The sequence below is a fragment of the Flavobacterium sp. GW821-FHT12A05 genome (assembly GCF_058807735.1).
In genome coordinates, this window is the sequence record NZ_JBXAQY010000005.1 from 403,104 (window position 1) to 418,579 (window position 15,476).

Consider the following 15,476-nt stretch of genomic DNA (forward strand, 5'->3'; position numbering starts at 1 on the left):
GGTTTATCTCAAACGATCTACAGATTTTACAAGATCTTCGTCCTTTTTGATGGCCTTATTAGCTAAAACTAATAATACGATAGCAACAATAGGAAGAAACATCCCAATACCTTTCTCTGAAACAGCGTTAACTGTCTCTCCAGATAAATTTAGAGAGCGATATACAAATAATCCTAATAAAATTAAATTTAATATTATGTTCAGTCTGCCCATAACAAACTGATTTTGTCTCTTTTTGTATGATATAATACTAACAATGGTAAGCATGGTGCTTAACCCTAGTAAAATAGTGTAAAGCTGATCTTGCATAAAGTAAAAAGCTTTCCCTGTATTTAATGTCCAAAGCGGCATAAAAAACATTAAAACCCCTGTAACTACAAAGGTAAGAATTAGATATACGGTTTGAATTCTTTGTATCATGATCTAAAATTGTTTTACAAAAATATATTTTCTTTTTTTAAAATACTATTGTATGATTAAATTTTATTCGTATTATTGCATCATAATACCGTAAGCACTTCATACTGCGGTCAATCGAAAAAAAAAATATCTACCTATTCTTTTTACAGTATTTCCTTTAAAATAATTAAACTCATAGAACATTCATGTTTGATATTTCTGCATTAAAAGAAATGAAGCTTTCTGAGCTTCAAGAAATAGCTAAGTTAGCTAAAACTATAAAGATTAATGGCGTTAAAAAAGATACTCTGATTACTCAGATATTAGCGCATCAAGAGACGGTTGCAGCACCGCCCGCAGAAACTATTGCAGAGAAGGATGCAAGTACTGATAAACCAAAAAGAGCAAGAATTGCTCCGGTTAAGAAAACAGTCAATAAAAATGCTCCTGTTCTAGAATTTGATAAAGCAGAGGAAGCTCCAAAGGAAATTGAAACTCCCGCGGCTGTGGAAGAAAAACAAATAGTGCAGGCTGAAGAGCCGGCTGAAACGAAAACAGCAGAGAAAAAAGCACCTAAAATTGTAAAATTCAATAAGACGGCTTATGAAAAAAAGGTCGCTTTACAAAAGGAAAAAGAAGCTGCAAAAGAAGTAACTCCTGCTGAGGAAACTGCAGAAAATAGTATTACAGCGCCGACTGCTGAGAAGTCTGAAACTCCTGCTCCGGTTAAAAAGATTAATCCTAATCAGAATAAAAACCAAAATCCCAACCAAAATCAAAACCCGAATGCAAATCCAAACCCAAATCAAAATGGGAACGGTAGCGGAAATGGTAATAATGGGAATCAAAACCAAAATCACAAAAACAAAAAAAGTAATTTCAGAGATTCAGATTTTGAATTCGACGGAATTATCGAAAGTGAAGGTGTACTTGAAATGATGCCTGATGGTTACGGATTTTTACGTTCTTCTGATTATAATTATTTAGCTTCTCCGGATGATATTTATTTATCGACTTCACAAATCAGATTATTTGGTTTAAAAACCGGAGATACTGTAAAAGGGGTTGTTCGTCCTCCAAAAGAAGGTGAGAAGTTTTTCCCTCTTGTTCGTGTGTTAAAAATTAACGGACACGACCCGCAGGTGGTTCGTGACAGGGTTTCTTTTGAACACCTTACGCCGGTTTTCCCTTCTGAAAAATTTAAATTAGCCGAAAAAGGCAGTTCTATATCAACCCGTATTATTGATTTGTTTTCTCCTATTGGAAAAGGACAGCGTGGAATGATCGTTGCACAGCCAAAAACGGGTAAAACAATGCTTTTAAAAGATATTGCAAACGCAATTGCAGCCAATCACCCGGAAGTTTATTTAATCGTTCTTTTGATAGATGAGCGTCCTGAGGAGGTTACAGATATGCAAAGAAGTGTTCGTGGCGAGGTTATTGCGTCTACTTTTGACAGAGAGCCGCAAGAACACGTTAAAATTGCGAATATTGTTTTGGAAAAAGCAAAACGTTTGGTAGAATGCGGACACGATGTCGTGATTCTTTTAGATTCGATTACACGTTTAGCAAGAGCTTACAATACCGTACAGCCGGCATCAGGAAAAGTATTAAGTGGAGGTGTTGATGCTAATGCATTACAAAAACCAAAACGTTTCTTTGGAGCAGCCAGAAATGTAGAAAACGGTGGTTCATTAAGTATTATCGCAACTGCATTAACTGAAACTGGTTCTAAAATGGACGAGGTGATCTTTGAAGAGTTTAAAGGAACTGGTAATATGGAGCTTCAGTTAGATCGTAAAATTGCCAACAAACGTATTTTCCCTGCCATCGATCTTACTTCGTCAAGTACACGTCGTGACGACTTATTACTAGACGAAAAAACATTACAAAGAATGTGGATCATGCGTAAATATCTATCCGATATGAACCCGGTAGAATCTATGGATTTTGTAAACGACCGCTTCAAGAAAACAAAAAACAACGAAGAGTTTTTGATTTCTATGAATGACTAAGAGAAAAAAAGGTTCTGAGGGGCTAAGTTGCCAAGGGACTAAGTTTTTTCCTTTGGAATCTATTATATAAAAAAAGGGATGAGTTTTTTAAAACTCATCCCTTTTTTGTCTCTTAAACTTACAATCTCAGTATCTAGAACCTTAGCAACTCAGAACCTTAGTCCCTCAGAACCTATTTTTTATCAACTACCGGCCTATTCTCTCTATTTGCTAAATCCCAGGCAAGGACAAAAGCAAGTTTTGTTCTTTTAGTTAAAGCGTCGTATTCGATTTTTTCCGGAGTATCATCTTTTCCGTGGTAATCTTCGTGAACTCCGTTAAAGAAGAAAATTGACGGAATACCATGCTTAGCGAAGTTATAGTGATCAGAACGCTCATAAAAATGATTTGGATCTTTAGGATCATTAAATTTAAAATCTAAGTCCATTTTGATGTATTTTTCGTTTTGAGCTACAACCGCATTGTGTAAGTCCGATGATAATCTGTCGGCACCAATTACATAAACGTAATTGTTTGTATTCGCATGTTCTACATCACGACGGCCAATCATGTCGATGTTGATGTCTGTAATTGTATTGGCAATAGGGAACAAAGGGTTTTCAGAATAAAAACGAGATCCGTGTAAACCATGTTCTTCACCTGTTACGTGCAGGAATAAAATTGAACGTTTTGGACCATGGCCTTGTTTTTTAGCTTTAGCAAAAGCTTTGGCCATTTCAATAACAGCAACAGTTCCCGAACCATCATCATCGGCTCCGTTGTAAACCTCACCGTTTTTAACTCCAACATGATCATAATGTGCAGAAATAACCAAAACTTCATCTGGTTTTTCAGAACCTTCGATGTAAGCCCAGATGTTTTCAGAATCCGGTAAGTTTTCGTTTCGTCTGGCATTTAAAAATGATGCCGGAATGTGCTGGTAGTAATCTGAAGCACCTTTAGGAAATGATATCCCGCTTTTTTTATATTGATCAATCATATAAAGACCAGCCTTTTTTTGTCCTGCAGATCCCGTTTCACGGCCTTCCATTTCATCTGAAGCGATCACATAAAGCATTTTTTTAAGGTCTTTTTCAGAAATACGATTCACGTATTTCGTTGGATCTGAATTGTCTTTAGAAACAACTGACTGCGCATTTTTACATGAAAACGCCGAGGCAATTAATAAAAGAACTACAATTTTTTTCATTTTGTATTAGTGTAAATTGATGAATGTATATAAAATATAAAACGTGAGTAAAAATAGGATAAAAAAGAAGTTTATAAAGAATAATACCACGCTTTTAACAAATGACACAATTCTGCTTTCTCCATAAAAACGATGATGTGCCGGATAAAAATAATAACTCATCCATATTACACCCACAAAAGTTATAATATCTGAGATAAAACTAAGCGGGCCAAGAAACCCAAATATTTTTTCTATGATAAATAAAATGAGGAATATGAGCAACAGGAATGAAAAATAATGTAATGTAAAAATCCCATGATCAAAATAATACCATTTCTTTTTATCATGAAAAAGCCATAAGAAAAAGGCAAAAAACGGCATTATGATAAACAGAATTTTAGGAATATTGTGGACGAAAGATTCAATGAATTTTTCTATAATCTGCTTTTTAGTGTTAGTCTCTGTTACGTGGACAACCTTTTCATAAAGCCAATATTGAAATTCTGAAAGCTTTTCATCTTCTTTTCCATATTTTTGAATGGAATCGATTTGTTTCATTGTTTTCAGCTTAAAATAGGACTTATCGATTGTTTTCGACTTAAGATAAGATTTATCTTTATAGCTGAGTTCTTCTGCTTTTGCTTTTTCGATATTAGACGTAATTGCCTTTTCGCTCTCGGTAAGCTTTTCGGTTACTTTATTCGGAAATAAAGCAATCAATAAAAAAGTGATAAAACTGATAAAAATATAAAGACGAACAGGAGCAAGGTACGACAAACGTCTTCCTGAAAGATATTCTTTGGTTAAAGTCGCCGGTTTAAAAAGAAGATTTTTTATGGTTTTCCAGAATGCATTTTCATAATGCGTTAAATCTTCGAAGAAATGGATAAATAAATGATGAAAAGTTTTTCGGCTGTCTGTGTTTTCCTGTCCGCAATTTGGACAAAATTTTTGTTCAACAACATGTCTGCAATTTAAGCAGGTTTTGTCTTTTCTAATCGGACTGTGTGACATTGGTTATTTTAGTTGGTTTAATTTTGGTTTGTTTTTTTGTCCGCTGATGATGCGGTTTTTTGCCCGCAGATTATACGGGTTAAACAGATTTACGCTGGTTTTTTTTGCCACAAATCACACTAATTTCACGAATTAATTTTATTGCAATCAGTGTAAATCCGCGTTTTTGCAAAGCAAATCCGTATCATCCGCGTGCTATTTTTTTGCCACAGATTAAAAGATTAAAAAAATAATCCGTGGGCTTAAACTTTATTTCTTCAAAACTTCGTTCAGGAAAAGCTGTAAATGTTCAAAAGATCTTTTTGCTGCAACCGGATTATAAGCTGCACCTTTAGAATTATCGCTTCCGGCTTCAGGGTTTGTAAAAGAATGTACAGAATTTGCATAATAAATCATCTCCCAGTCGGCTTTAGCATCGCGTAATTCCTGCTGAAATGAAGCAATTTCATCTTTCGGTACAAACGGATCATCAGCTCCATGACAAATTAAAACTTTGGCTGTAATTGGCTCCGTTTTTCTAGTGGCATCTTTTCCTAAACCACCGTGGAATGAAGCAACTCCTTTTACATTCAAATGACCTCGTACAGCTTCAAGAACTCCTGTTCCTCCAAAACAATATCCAATAGCGACAATATTATCTGCATTGGCTCCGGATTTAACTAATTCCTGCAATGCTGCATTAATTCGTTTTTGATAAGCTGCATAATTTGTTTTGTAAAAACCAGCCAGTTTTCCTGCTTCGCCAGTATTTTTAGGATAATTTCCTTCACCATAAATATCAGCGATAAAAACGTTGTAACCTAGTTTAGCTAAATCTTCGGCAATACCTTTTGAGGCATTGTCAATTCCTAACCAAGCCGGCAAAAGCAAAATGCCCGGATTATTGGCGCTTTTTTTAGCCGATTTTATAAATAAGCCATTCAGTGCCTGGCTTCCTTCAGTATATTTTACGGGTTTTAGTTGTGCGTTCATAGTAGTTGAAAACAATATTGCAGCGAAAATAAATAGGATCGAATTTTTCATTTTTTTACAATTTTTAACAAATATCAGAAATAAAATGTTACAAAAAAACCTCGAAAGTTATTTCTTTCGAGGTTTATATTCTTAAAAATGAAATGAAAATGTATATTACCTATAAAGATACATTTCGTTTAAAGGCGCAGCCTAATTCTACCATTGAATCGGTTTTGGCTATTCCCGGAATATTATCGATTTTTTCGTATAATATTTTGCGCATGTGTTCATGATTTTTTGCCGTAATTTTTAGGTAAAGTGTGAATGAACCCGTAACAAAATAACATTCGGTAATTTCAGGAATTTCTTTTAAAGCTTCGATAATTCTTTCAGAATCAGAATCTTTGTTCAGTGTGATTCCTGTAAAAGAAGCCCAGTCGTACCCAATTTGTTTTTCATTTAAAATAGGTTTGATACCTGTAATTACGCCCTGTTCAAATAAACGGTTTATACGCTGATGCACCATTGTATTCGAAATTTTTAAGTTAGATGCGATTGTCGAATAAGCTATTCGACCATCTTTCTCTAATTCTTTGATGATTTTAATGTCAAATTCATCTAAAATATCCATGCCGTTATTTTTAATTTCTGTAAAGATAGAAATAAGTCTTAGTTCTATTTAAACACTCAGTTTTAAAATGACTTAAATTTAGGTAAAAATAAGTTATTTTTTATTTTTAAATCCTATTTTGAAGTTAAATGTATTTGTTTTTGATTGTAAAATAAATAATTTTTATATTTTTGTTCCTGTAAAAAGAAAATTATCATGGCAAACAATCAAGAAATACTTTCATCAAAATCAGAAATTTTAATTGAAAAAGAAAATAAATACGGAGCTCATAACTATCACCCGCTTCCTGTGGTGTTAGAAAAAGGAGAAGGTGTTTATGTATGGGATGTTGACGGAAAAAAATATTATGATTTTTTATCGGCTTATTCTGCAGTAAATCAAGGGCACTGCCATCCAAAAATTGTAAAAGCAATGATAGATCAGGCTCAAACCCTAACGCTTACTTCTCGTGCTTTTTACAACAATAAATTAGGAAACTACGAAGAATACATCACAAAATATTTTGGTTTCGATAAAGTACTGCCAATGAATACGGGTGCAGAAGCAGTTGAAACAGCACTTAAAGTCTGCAGAAAATGGGCTTATGAAGTAAAAGGAATTCCTGAAAACCAAGCGCAGATTATTGTGTGCGAGAATAACTTTCACGGAAGAACGACTACGATTATTTCATTTTCTAATGACGAAACAGCACGTAAAAACTTTGGTCCGTTTACAGACGGATTTATAAAAATAGAATACGATAATCTGGAAGCTCTTGAAAAAGCTTTAGAATCATCAAAAAACATAGCAGGATTTTTGGTAGAACCTATTCAGGGAGAAGCAGGAGTTTATGTTCCGTCAGAAGGATATTTGGCAAAAGCAAAAGCATTGTGCGAGAAACATAATGTTTTATTTATAGCAGATGAAGTTCAAACTGGAATTGCGCGTACAGGAAGATTGTTAGCCGTTCACCATGAAAACGTACAGCCCGATATTTTAATTTTAGGAAAAGCGATTTCTGGAGGTGTTTACCCAGTTTCTGCCGTTTTAGCTAATAACGAAATCATGAATGTTATTAAACCAGGACAACACGGATCTACATTTGGAGGAAATCCTGTTGCAGCAGCGGTTGCCATTGCAGCTCTTGAAGTGGTTAAAGAGGAAAAACTGGCTGAAAATGCAGAACGTTTAGGAATTATTCTAAGAGAAGGTTTAAATAAAATTGCGGAAAGAAACAATCTTATAACACTGGTTCGTGGAAAAGGACTTTTGAACGCTATTGTAATTAACAGCGGTGAAGATTCTGATCTGGCTTGGGAAATCTGCCTGAAATTTAGAGACAACGGTTTGTTGGCAAAACCAACACACGGAAATAAAATTAGATTTGCTCCGCCATTAGTAATGACAGAAGATCAAATTAATGAATGTCTTGAAATCATTGAGAAATCTCTAAACGAGTTTAAAAACTAAATTTTACGTTTATTATAAAAGGTTAAAACAGCTGCGATTAATTTCGCGGCTGTTTTTATTTTGCGCCAATTGGAATTATATAATGAAGCTGCTTTAATTGTATAAATTTTAAATCAGGAAAGGGGAGTAGTTTTGACTGACTTTAAAAAACAAGACTAAAACATTGTTTAACCTTATAAAAATGATTTCAGAATGGCTTACGCAAATAATGATTTAACCCGCTTTTTAGATGCACAGAACAAACTTTATCTTACTGCTTACTCCGAACTAAAAAATGGAAAAAAAGAATCGCACTGGATGTGGTTTATTTTTCCGCAGCTAAAAGGTTTGGGAAAAAGCACGATTGCTAAATACTACGCTCTTGCTGATCTTAAAGAAGCAGAGGATTTTTTAAATCATCCTATTTTAGCCAAACATCTGATTGAAATTTGTCATGTTTTGTTAGAATATAAAGCCAAATCGATTGAATCTATTTTGGGAGAATTAAATGCGAGAAAGCTTCGTTCTTCTATGACGCTTTTTTCTCAGGCTGTAAATGCAGATCCTGTGTTTCAGGAAATAATAGAGGTGTTTTTCCTAGGGTTTTCAGATCCGCTTACTATGGCGGGTATCGAAACGTTAGAAATTGCTATGGCATCTTAAATATAAATCAAAAAGCGATTGTCCGAAAACAATCGCTTTGGTTATAATTACTTAAAATATCAAAAAAAGTAATTATTTCTTAGGGCATAAATGCTCCTTATTTTTCTAGAATCTCACTTTTTTAAGTTCCCAAACGGTTTTAATAAAAGTATCGACATCTTCGGTTGTATTGTAAAATGCCAGTGACGGGCGAACTGTTGTTTCAACTCCCATTCTGCGCAAAATTGGCTGTGCACAATGATGGCCGGTTCTTACCGCAACACCTTCTTTGTTTAAAGCCTGCCCAACCTGATCGTTTGAATATCCCTGTAAATTAAAAGACAATACACTGGCTTTATCTTTGGCCGTTCCAATCAATCGTACACCCGGAATTTCTTTTAAAAGTCTCGTAGCATATTCTAGCAGATAATGCTCGTATTGACCAATGGCTTCAATTCCTAGCTTGGTTACATAATCGATCGCGGCGCCAAGACCAATTGCATCGGCGATATTTCCAGTTCCGGCTTCAAAACGATTGGGTGCTTTGTGGTATTTTATTTCTTCAAAAGTAACATCCTGAATCATGTTGCCGCCAGATTGATAGGGCTGTGTTTCGTTCAGTAAATCTTCTTTTCCGTATAAAGCTCCAATTCCTGTTGGACCAAATAATTTATGACCTGAGAAAACCAGCCAATCCGGATTTAAATCCTGAACATCGACTTTCATGTGCGAAACAGATTGTGCACCGTCAATTAAAACTTTTGCTCCGGCAGCATGTGCCATTTCTGTAATTTTTTTCGCTGGAGTTACGGTTCCTAATGCGTTCGAAACTTGTGTAAAAGCAACCAGACGTGTTTTTGAATTAAGCAGTTTTGCATATTCATCAAGCAGAATCTGACCATCGTCATCAACAGGAATTACTCTTAGCTTAAGGCCTTTTTTATCCGCAAGACGTTTCCACGGAACAATATTCGCATGATGTTCCAGATTACTCACAATAATTTCATCTCCGGAATTTAAATTCTGATCGCCCCAGGTTGACGCTACCAGATTTATTCCTTCTGTGGCACCTCTCACAAATACAATTTCGTTTACAGAAGAAGCATTTAAAAAAGCTTTTACTTTTTCGCGTGCTGCTTCGTACGCATCAGAGGCGCGTGCAGCTAATTCATGTGCCGCACGATGAATATTAGAATTTTCGTGTTCGTAGAAATACGCAATTCTATCAATAACTGATTGTGGTTTTTGTGTGGTTGCCGCATTATCAAACCAAACTAAAGGCTTCCCGTTTACGGTTTCTCTCAGAATAGGAAAATCTTTTTTCACTAAAGCTGCATCAAAATGATGTCCTTTAAAAAGGCTTATTTCTTTATGATCAAAAGAATTGCCCACAATAATATCTGTACTTCTTTTATCAAAAGCAAAAGGATTCTGATCTAAAAAATAATACGAAGCGTTTGTTTCATTTCCGTTTAACGGAAAATCTTCTCGTTTTCTAAACTGTGTGTCAACATTGGCCAAAGCCGTTTGCAATTCAATTTCAAAGGAAGAATTTTCGGTTTGAAACGGCAGATATTGATTGTTTAACAACAACGATGAAAAAGCAGTTTCTTCGTTCAGTTGTGCAGGATTTCCGTTTTTTAAATTCACATCATAAAATCCGGTATGCGGATTATCCATATTTAAATTGTGATTTTCCTGAACGCCTGAGGAAGTATTTTTGCTTTGCGGATCAAATCCAGCTCCGGCATTTGGGTATAAAGCAGAAGCTCCTGTATTTCCGTAATTTGATACAGAAGGAGAAGCTCCAAAACCGCTGAATGCTGGCGGCGCTGGCTGTACATTCGACGGACTTACCGCAGGAATCTGACCAAACTGATCTGTATTTCCGGCATGTAATATCGTTTCTGCAATCTTTGTCGCACGAGGATGTTCCGTTTTATCCGGGCTTAATGATATTTCTTTTGGAAATTCATTAGGCAGGGCTTTGAACAACTCGTTTGCCAGATTTTGCAAATCGTCGATGTTAGGCAGACCGTTATTATAAATATTTGTACTCATGATACTTTCCTATTTCTACATCTTCCAGAACCGCAATGGCATCATCTACCAAAATAGCCAAAGAGCAATAAAGTGACACTAAATACGAAGCAATGGCTTTTTCATTAATTCCCATAAAACGAACAGATAATCCAGGTGATTGTTCGCCTTGTAATCCAGGCTGAATAAGGCCAATAACGCCCTGACGGCTTTCACCAGTTCTTAAAAGAATGATTTTTGATTTTCCTTTTACGATTGGTAATTTATCAGATGGAATAAGCGGAATTCCTCTCCAGGTTAAAAACTGAGATCCAAATAAAGAAGTGGTAGGCGGCGGAACACCACGACGCGTACATTCGCGACCGAAAGCAGCAATTGCCAGCGGATGCAGTAAAAAGAATCCAGGTTCTTTCCAGACTTTAGTTAAAAGCTCATCTAAATCGTCCGGAGTTGGAGCGCCGGTTCTTGTTTTTATAATTTGAGATGGCGCAACATTGCTTAATAATCCATAATCTTTGTTATTGATTAATTCGCTTTCCTGACGCTCTTTGATAGTTTCGATAGCCAAACGTAGCTGTTCTGAAATTTGATTGTAGGGTTTGCTGTATAAATCAGAAACACGAGTGTGAACATCAACAATGGTTTGAACTGCGGCAAGATTGTATTCTCTTGGATTATCGATGTAATCGACAAAAGTGTTAGGCAAAACCCTTTCATCACGAGCCGAACAATCGACTTCGATATGGTTTGCATTTTTTACTTTGTTTAAACGAAATACACCAGATTCTACCGGAACCCAATGCAAAAGATGCGTTAACCAGCGTGGAGTAATGGTCCCGATTTGAGGAACTGTACGAGTTGCAATTGCTAATTGTCTTGCAGCAACATCGCCTAATGCGGTCTGTTGTTTTTGTAAATCTGCCATAGTTTTTAGATTTTTTGGTTATTTTTTGATTAAAAATTTAATAGGTTTATTTATTAAAATTATGCGTTTTAATTTAATTATAAGTTTATGATTTGTAATTTGTTAAGAAAAAAATCCGAATAATTCTTCTACAGAAAGATAACGTTCTCCGGTATCATAATTAAAAGTCAGTATTACGGCATTTTCGGGAATGTTTTTTATTTTTTTTGAAACCGCTGCCAAAGCTGCTCCCGTTGAAACACCTCCAAAAATGCCTTCTTCTTTCGTAAGTTTTTTGGCAAAATTAAAAGCATCGTTTTTTTCGATCGTTATAATTTCATCTATATAATCCCTATTAAAAACTTCTGGAATAAATCCGGCACCAATTCCCTGCAATGGGTGAGGAGCGGGCAGACCTCCGCTTAAAACCGGCGAAAGGGCAGGCTCGACCGCGATAGTTTTTAAGTTAGGAAAATGTTGTTTTAGAACTTTAGAAACTCCGGTAATATGACCGCCGGTTCCAACACCTGTAATGAGATAATCGATTCCGTTAGGAAAATCGGCCAGGATTTCCTGCGCCGTTGTTCTTTCGTGAACTTCAACATTGGCCGGATTTGTAAATTGCGAAGGCAGAAATGCATTTTTAATGGTAGCAGCCAGTTCTTTTGCTTTTTCAACCGCTCCGGATGTTCCTTTTTCTCTTGGAGTCAGGACATATTCGGCACCATAGGCTTCAATGATTTTTCGGCGTTCAACGCTCATTGATTCCGGCATTACAATAATTACTTTGTAACCTTTTACGGCTGCAACCAGCGAAAGTCCAATTCCGGTATTTCCGGATGTTGGTTCAATAATGATGGAATCAGTATTTAAAAGCCCTTTTTTCTCCGCATCTTCGATCATGGCCAAAGCAATTCTGTCTTTGATACTCGATCCCGGATTTGATTTTTCTAGTTTAATCCATACCTCGTGTGTTGTAAAAAGCTTGTTCAGCCTAATGTGAGGGGTATTCCCAATTGTTTCTAAAATGTTCTGATATTTCATGTTTTTGATATTTTTAAATAGAATAAAAAATGGGTTCGGGAAAAGGATTATTATCCTTGATCTTCATCTCATTTTTATGGTAAACAACCGAATTTGAAGGTACGGAATACGTGAGCCATACATTTCCTCCAATAATCGAATCTCTGCCTACCGTTGTTTGTCCGCCAAGAATTGTGCTGTTGGCGTAAATAATTACATTATCTTCAATTGTAGGATGCCTTTTTATAAAAGCTTCCTCTTTTTTTACGCTCAAAGCACCAAGCGTAACGCCTTGGTATATTTGAACATTATTGCCAATAACGGCTGTTTCGCCAATAACAATTCCGGTGCCGTGATCTATGGCAAAATCGCTTCCAATTTTGGCGCCGGGATGAATTTCTATGCTGGTTTTAATATGCGCATATTCTGAAATTGTTCTGGCTAATAATTTTAAATCCTGCTTCCAAAGCTGATGAGAAAACCGATAAACGGCAATTGCGAAAAAACCTGGATACGAGTATAAAACTTCTTCTAATGATTTGGCAGCAGGATCTTTTGTTAATATGGTTAATGAATCATTTAATGCTTGTTTATGCAAACTCGGAATAGCGTTGAAAAAATGAGTAGTCTGATCTCTATTCTCATCACTTTTTGGTGAGAAATCAAAAACCAGATCGTCAAATTGTTTTTTCAACTGATTGAATTTGTATTTGATAGTCGCTTCGGACTCGTATGATTTTGATGTATTTGAAAATAAAATTATAAATAAATCATCAATAAATTGATGTATTAATTTCTTCTCAGGAAGAATCAATAATTCCTGATGCTGCTTTGCAATTTCCTGATAAAATGAATTCATAACTGATATTTTTTGGTTTATAACTAACATCTTTTTGAGAAATCAACGATTGAATTTCTTTTGTTTAATGATAAATGTTCTTTTAGTCCTGCCATTTTTGTTGCCGCAAAAAAGTTTTTTAAAAACACATTTCCAGATGTATTTGTATCATGTTTGGTTGTTTTTTGGGTTGGTATATAATTATGCGTAATACTCCTTTTGATGCAGAAAATGCAAAAAAATGAAGATTTAATTTTCAATAGGAAACCTTTGGGAGGTATAAAAATTCGTTTTATTAGATTCTAGATTCTATAAAATAGGTATCCATTATAAACGAAATAAATTGGCAGTAATTAACAACAGAAGCACATATAACAAAAAGTGTTATAAGTATATTTTTCAGGGAGAATGTAAAATGATATGCTCTTGGTTGTTTTCAAAATGTAGTTCTTTATATTAAACTCTACTAATTCTATAGACAAAGTTAAATTTAATATAATAAAAACCAAATATTTTTTAATTTTTATTTGAACAACTTGCAGCGTATTAGTGATTTAGTTTGTTTTTAAATGCTTAGTCTGTTGATTTTTAAGTGTTTATTATTTTGTGAAGAGAATAAAAAAAGACAGAAAAATAAGTGCAAATTTAATTGATGAACTTATTTTTCTGTCTTTAAGGGCTTTATGAAAGCTTAAACTATCTTTTTAAGGCTGCACCGCCCGGCATTGTTTCAGGCTTTAATTTGAATTTACTGTATTCTACAACTCCGGTTTTGTCTGCCCATTCAAAATATGAAGCCGAAAGTTTGTTTATAATTCCCGGATTTTGTTGTGCGACATTGGTTGTTTCGCCACGATCCGTTTCAAGATTGTAAAGTTCCCATTCGTAAGAAGGATAAATCGAAACCAATTTCCATTTTCCGTCACGAACGGCTCTGTTTCCTGCTCTTTCCCAAAATAATGGTGCGCCTCTATCGACCTGTGAAACATTATTAAATAAAACAGGCAGCAAACTTTTTCCAACCAAAGCGTTTGTTGTCACACCATTATATTCTTTTGGGTAATCTATTCCTGCCAAATCATAGAAAGTAGGAGCAAGGTCAATAATATGTCCGGTTCCTTTATCAATTCTTCCCGCCTTTATTTTTGATGGAAACCAGGCAATAAACGGCGAACTAAAACCGCCTTCGTGCATATTGTTTTTATATTGCTGTAATGGTGTATTCGATAAATAAGCCCAGTTTTGTTCCTGATAGTCAAATGATCCTGAAGTTCCTACAGGTCCTTCGTTTCGAACCAAACCTCTTCCAAGCGGATTATACGTATTGAATCCGCCCTGAGCGCCATTGTCTGAAATGAAAATAATCAGCGTGTTTTTATCTTTTTTCAAAGCTTTTAACTTGTCTAGTACTTTTCCAACATTTTGATCCATGTTGTCGACCATTGCGGCGTAAACTTCCATTTTGGCTTTCCAAAATTGTTTTTCGTCATAGGTTAATTTACTCCACTCCGGAACTTCCGGATCTCTTGGTGCTATAGTTTGATCGGCTGGTAAAATGCTGTTTGCTTTTAGTTTTTCGATTCTTTTTTCTCTTAAAACATCCCAGCCTTCGTCAAATTTGCCTCGGTATTTGGCAATATCAACAGGTTTTGCCTGTAATGGCCAGTGTGGTGCTGTAAATGCCAAATACAAAAAGAAAGGTTTATTTTCTTTGTTTTGCTCGTCTAAAAAAGTCACAGCATTATTTCCAATTTCATCTGTAAAATAATAGGAATCGTCTTTTGGATGCAATTCTTCGTTATTTCGAATTAATTTTACCGGATAAGGTGTTTTTCCAAAAGGAAGCGGTTTAGTATCAAAATAATTTGATGCACCTTTTAAAATTCCGTAAAATTTATCAAAACCTCTTTGATTTGGCCATTGTGCCTGATCTTCAGAACCTACGTGCCATTTTCCGGACAAAAGCGTGCTGTAACCGCCGGAACGGAAAACTTCGCCAAGCGTTAAAGATTCTTTATTTAAATAACCCTGATAAGCGGGTAAACCTAAATTGACATCAAAAAAACCAACGCCTGCTTTATGCTGATATTGACCGGTTAGGAGAGAAGCTCGGGTTGGTGCACAGATTGAGTTATTGTAAAACTCGCGTAAACGTAAACCTTCTGAAGCCAGCTTATCGAGATTAGGTGTTTTAATTTCGGAACCATAATTCCCTAAATCAGAATAACCCATATCATCAACCATAATCAAAATGATATTTGGTTTTGAATTTTCGATAGTGGTTTTGTTTTGTGCCGAAACTAAAACTACTGCCGAAAGCAAAAGGTTTAGCGTAATAAATGGTTTTTTCATTAGAATTGATATTTTATTTTGTCGAAAAGTGTTGGGTTTTATTCTCGTTCCTCGGATTAAAAATA

At 35.3% G+C, this 15,476-nt stretch carries 13 protein-coding genes; 3 read left to right on the plus strand and 10 right to left on the minus strand.

Annotation, left to right across the window (positions count from 1 at the left end):
* Positions 1-3 precede the first annotated feature (3 nt).
* A complete protein-coding gene (locus AC1RRQ_RS14060) occupies positions 4-420 on the minus strand; it encodes a DUF4293 domain-containing protein (protein WP_493023665.1) in 417 nt (138 codons plus the stop codon).
* 185 nt (positions 421-605) lie between these two features.
* Here AC1RRQ_RS14060 and rho point away from each other — a divergent pair, with 185 nt between their 5' ends.
* A complete protein-coding gene (rho, locus tag AC1RRQ_RS14065; protein WP_493023666.1) occupies positions 606-2,414 on the plus strand; it encodes a transcription termination factor Rho in 1,809 nt (602 codons plus the stop codon).
* A 172-nt stretch (positions 2,415-2,586) separates the two neighbouring features.
* Here rho and AC1RRQ_RS14070 read toward each other — a convergent pair whose 3' ends face one another.
* The 4 genes from AC1RRQ_RS14070 to AC1RRQ_RS14085 all read right to left on the minus strand — a co-directional run bounded on the left by AC1RRQ_RS14070 (position 2,587) and on the right by AC1RRQ_RS14085 (position 6,184).
* Entirely contained in the window at positions 2,587-3,603 is a 1,017-nt protein-coding gene (locus AC1RRQ_RS14070; protein ID WP_493023667.1) for a M28 family peptidase, read from the minus strand.
* A gap of 6 nt (positions 3,604-3,609) precedes the next feature.
* A complete protein-coding gene (locus tag AC1RRQ_RS14075; protein ID WP_493023668.1) occupies positions 3,610-4,599 on the minus strand; it encodes a DUF3667 domain-containing protein in 990 nt (329 codons plus the stop codon).
* Positions 4,600-4,848: 249 nt separating this feature from the next.
* Positions 4,849-5,622, minus strand: coding sequence for a dienelactone hydrolase family protein (locus AC1RRQ_RS14080; RefSeq protein WP_493023669.1), 774 nt, complete (start codon positions 5,620-5,622; stop codon positions 4,849-4,851).
* A gap of 109 nt (positions 5,623-5,731) precedes the next feature.
* A complete protein-coding gene (locus tag AC1RRQ_RS14085; RefSeq protein ID WP_493023670.1) occupies positions 5,732-6,184 on the minus strand; it encodes an Lrp/AsnC family transcriptional regulator in 453 nt (150 codons plus the stop codon).
* 195 nt (positions 6,185-6,379) lie between these two features.
* Here AC1RRQ_RS14085 and rocD point away from each other — a divergent pair, with 195 nt between their 5' ends.
* Together rocD and AC1RRQ_RS14095 are read left to right on the plus strand one after the other, a co-directional pair.
* The gene (gene rocD / locus AC1RRQ_RS14090; RefSeq protein WP_493023671.1) at positions 6,380-7,633 is read left to right on the plus strand and encodes an ornithine--oxo-acid transaminase; all 1,254 of its coding nucleotides are present in this window, start codon (positions 6,380-6,382) and stop codon (positions 7,631-7,633) included.
* Positions 7,634-7,825: 192 nt separating this feature from the next.
* Positions 7,826-8,275 carry a DUF1810 domain-containing protein gene (locus AC1RRQ_RS14095; protein WP_493023672.1) on the plus strand — a complete coding sequence of 150 codons (450 nt, stop codon included), beginning with the start codon at positions 7,826-7,828 and terminating at the stop codon, positions 8,273-8,275.
* Positions 8,276-8,380: 105 nt separating this feature from the next.
* On the opposite strand, the gene AC1RRQ_RS14100 is transcribed toward AC1RRQ_RS14095, so the two are convergent.
* The 5 genes from AC1RRQ_RS14100 to AC1RRQ_RS14120 form a co-directional block, all read right to left on the minus strand.
* Complete coding sequence (locus AC1RRQ_RS14100) at positions 8,381-10,315, minus strand: family 2A encapsulin nanocompartment cargo protein cysteine desulfurase (protein ID WP_493023673.1); 1,935 nt, start codon at positions 10,313-10,315, stop codon at positions 8,381-8,383.
* Positions 10,296-11,219 carry a family 2A encapsulin nanocompartment shell protein gene (locus tag AC1RRQ_RS14105; protein ID WP_071638839.1) on the minus strand — a complete coding sequence of 308 codons (924 nt, stop codon included), beginning with the start codon at positions 11,217-11,219 and terminating at the stop codon, positions 10,296-10,298. The genes AC1RRQ_RS14100 and AC1RRQ_RS14105 overlap by 20 nt, the downstream gene beginning before the upstream one ends.
* Positions 11,220-11,321: 102 nt before the next feature.
* Positions 11,322-12,242 carry a cysteine synthase A gene (gene cysK / locus AC1RRQ_RS14110; protein WP_493023674.1) on the minus strand — a complete coding sequence of 307 codons (921 nt, stop codon included), beginning with the start codon at positions 12,240-12,242 and terminating at the stop codon, positions 11,322-11,324.
* A gap of 13 nt (positions 12,243-12,255) precedes the next feature.
* Positions 12,256-13,080: a serine O-acetyltransferase EpsC gene (gene epsC, locus AC1RRQ_RS14115; protein ID WP_493023675.1), complete on the minus strand. Its 825-nt coding sequence runs from the start codon at positions 13,078-13,080 to the stop codon at positions 12,256-12,258.
* A 675-nt stretch (positions 13,081-13,755) separates the two neighbouring features.
* On the minus strand, positions 13,756-15,411 hold the full coding sequence (locus tag AC1RRQ_RS14120) for an arylsulfatase (RefSeq protein ID WP_493023676.1): 1,656 nt from the start codon (positions 15,409-15,411) through the stop codon (positions 13,756-13,758).
* Between the last annotated feature and the right edge of the window lie 65 nt (positions 15,412-15,476).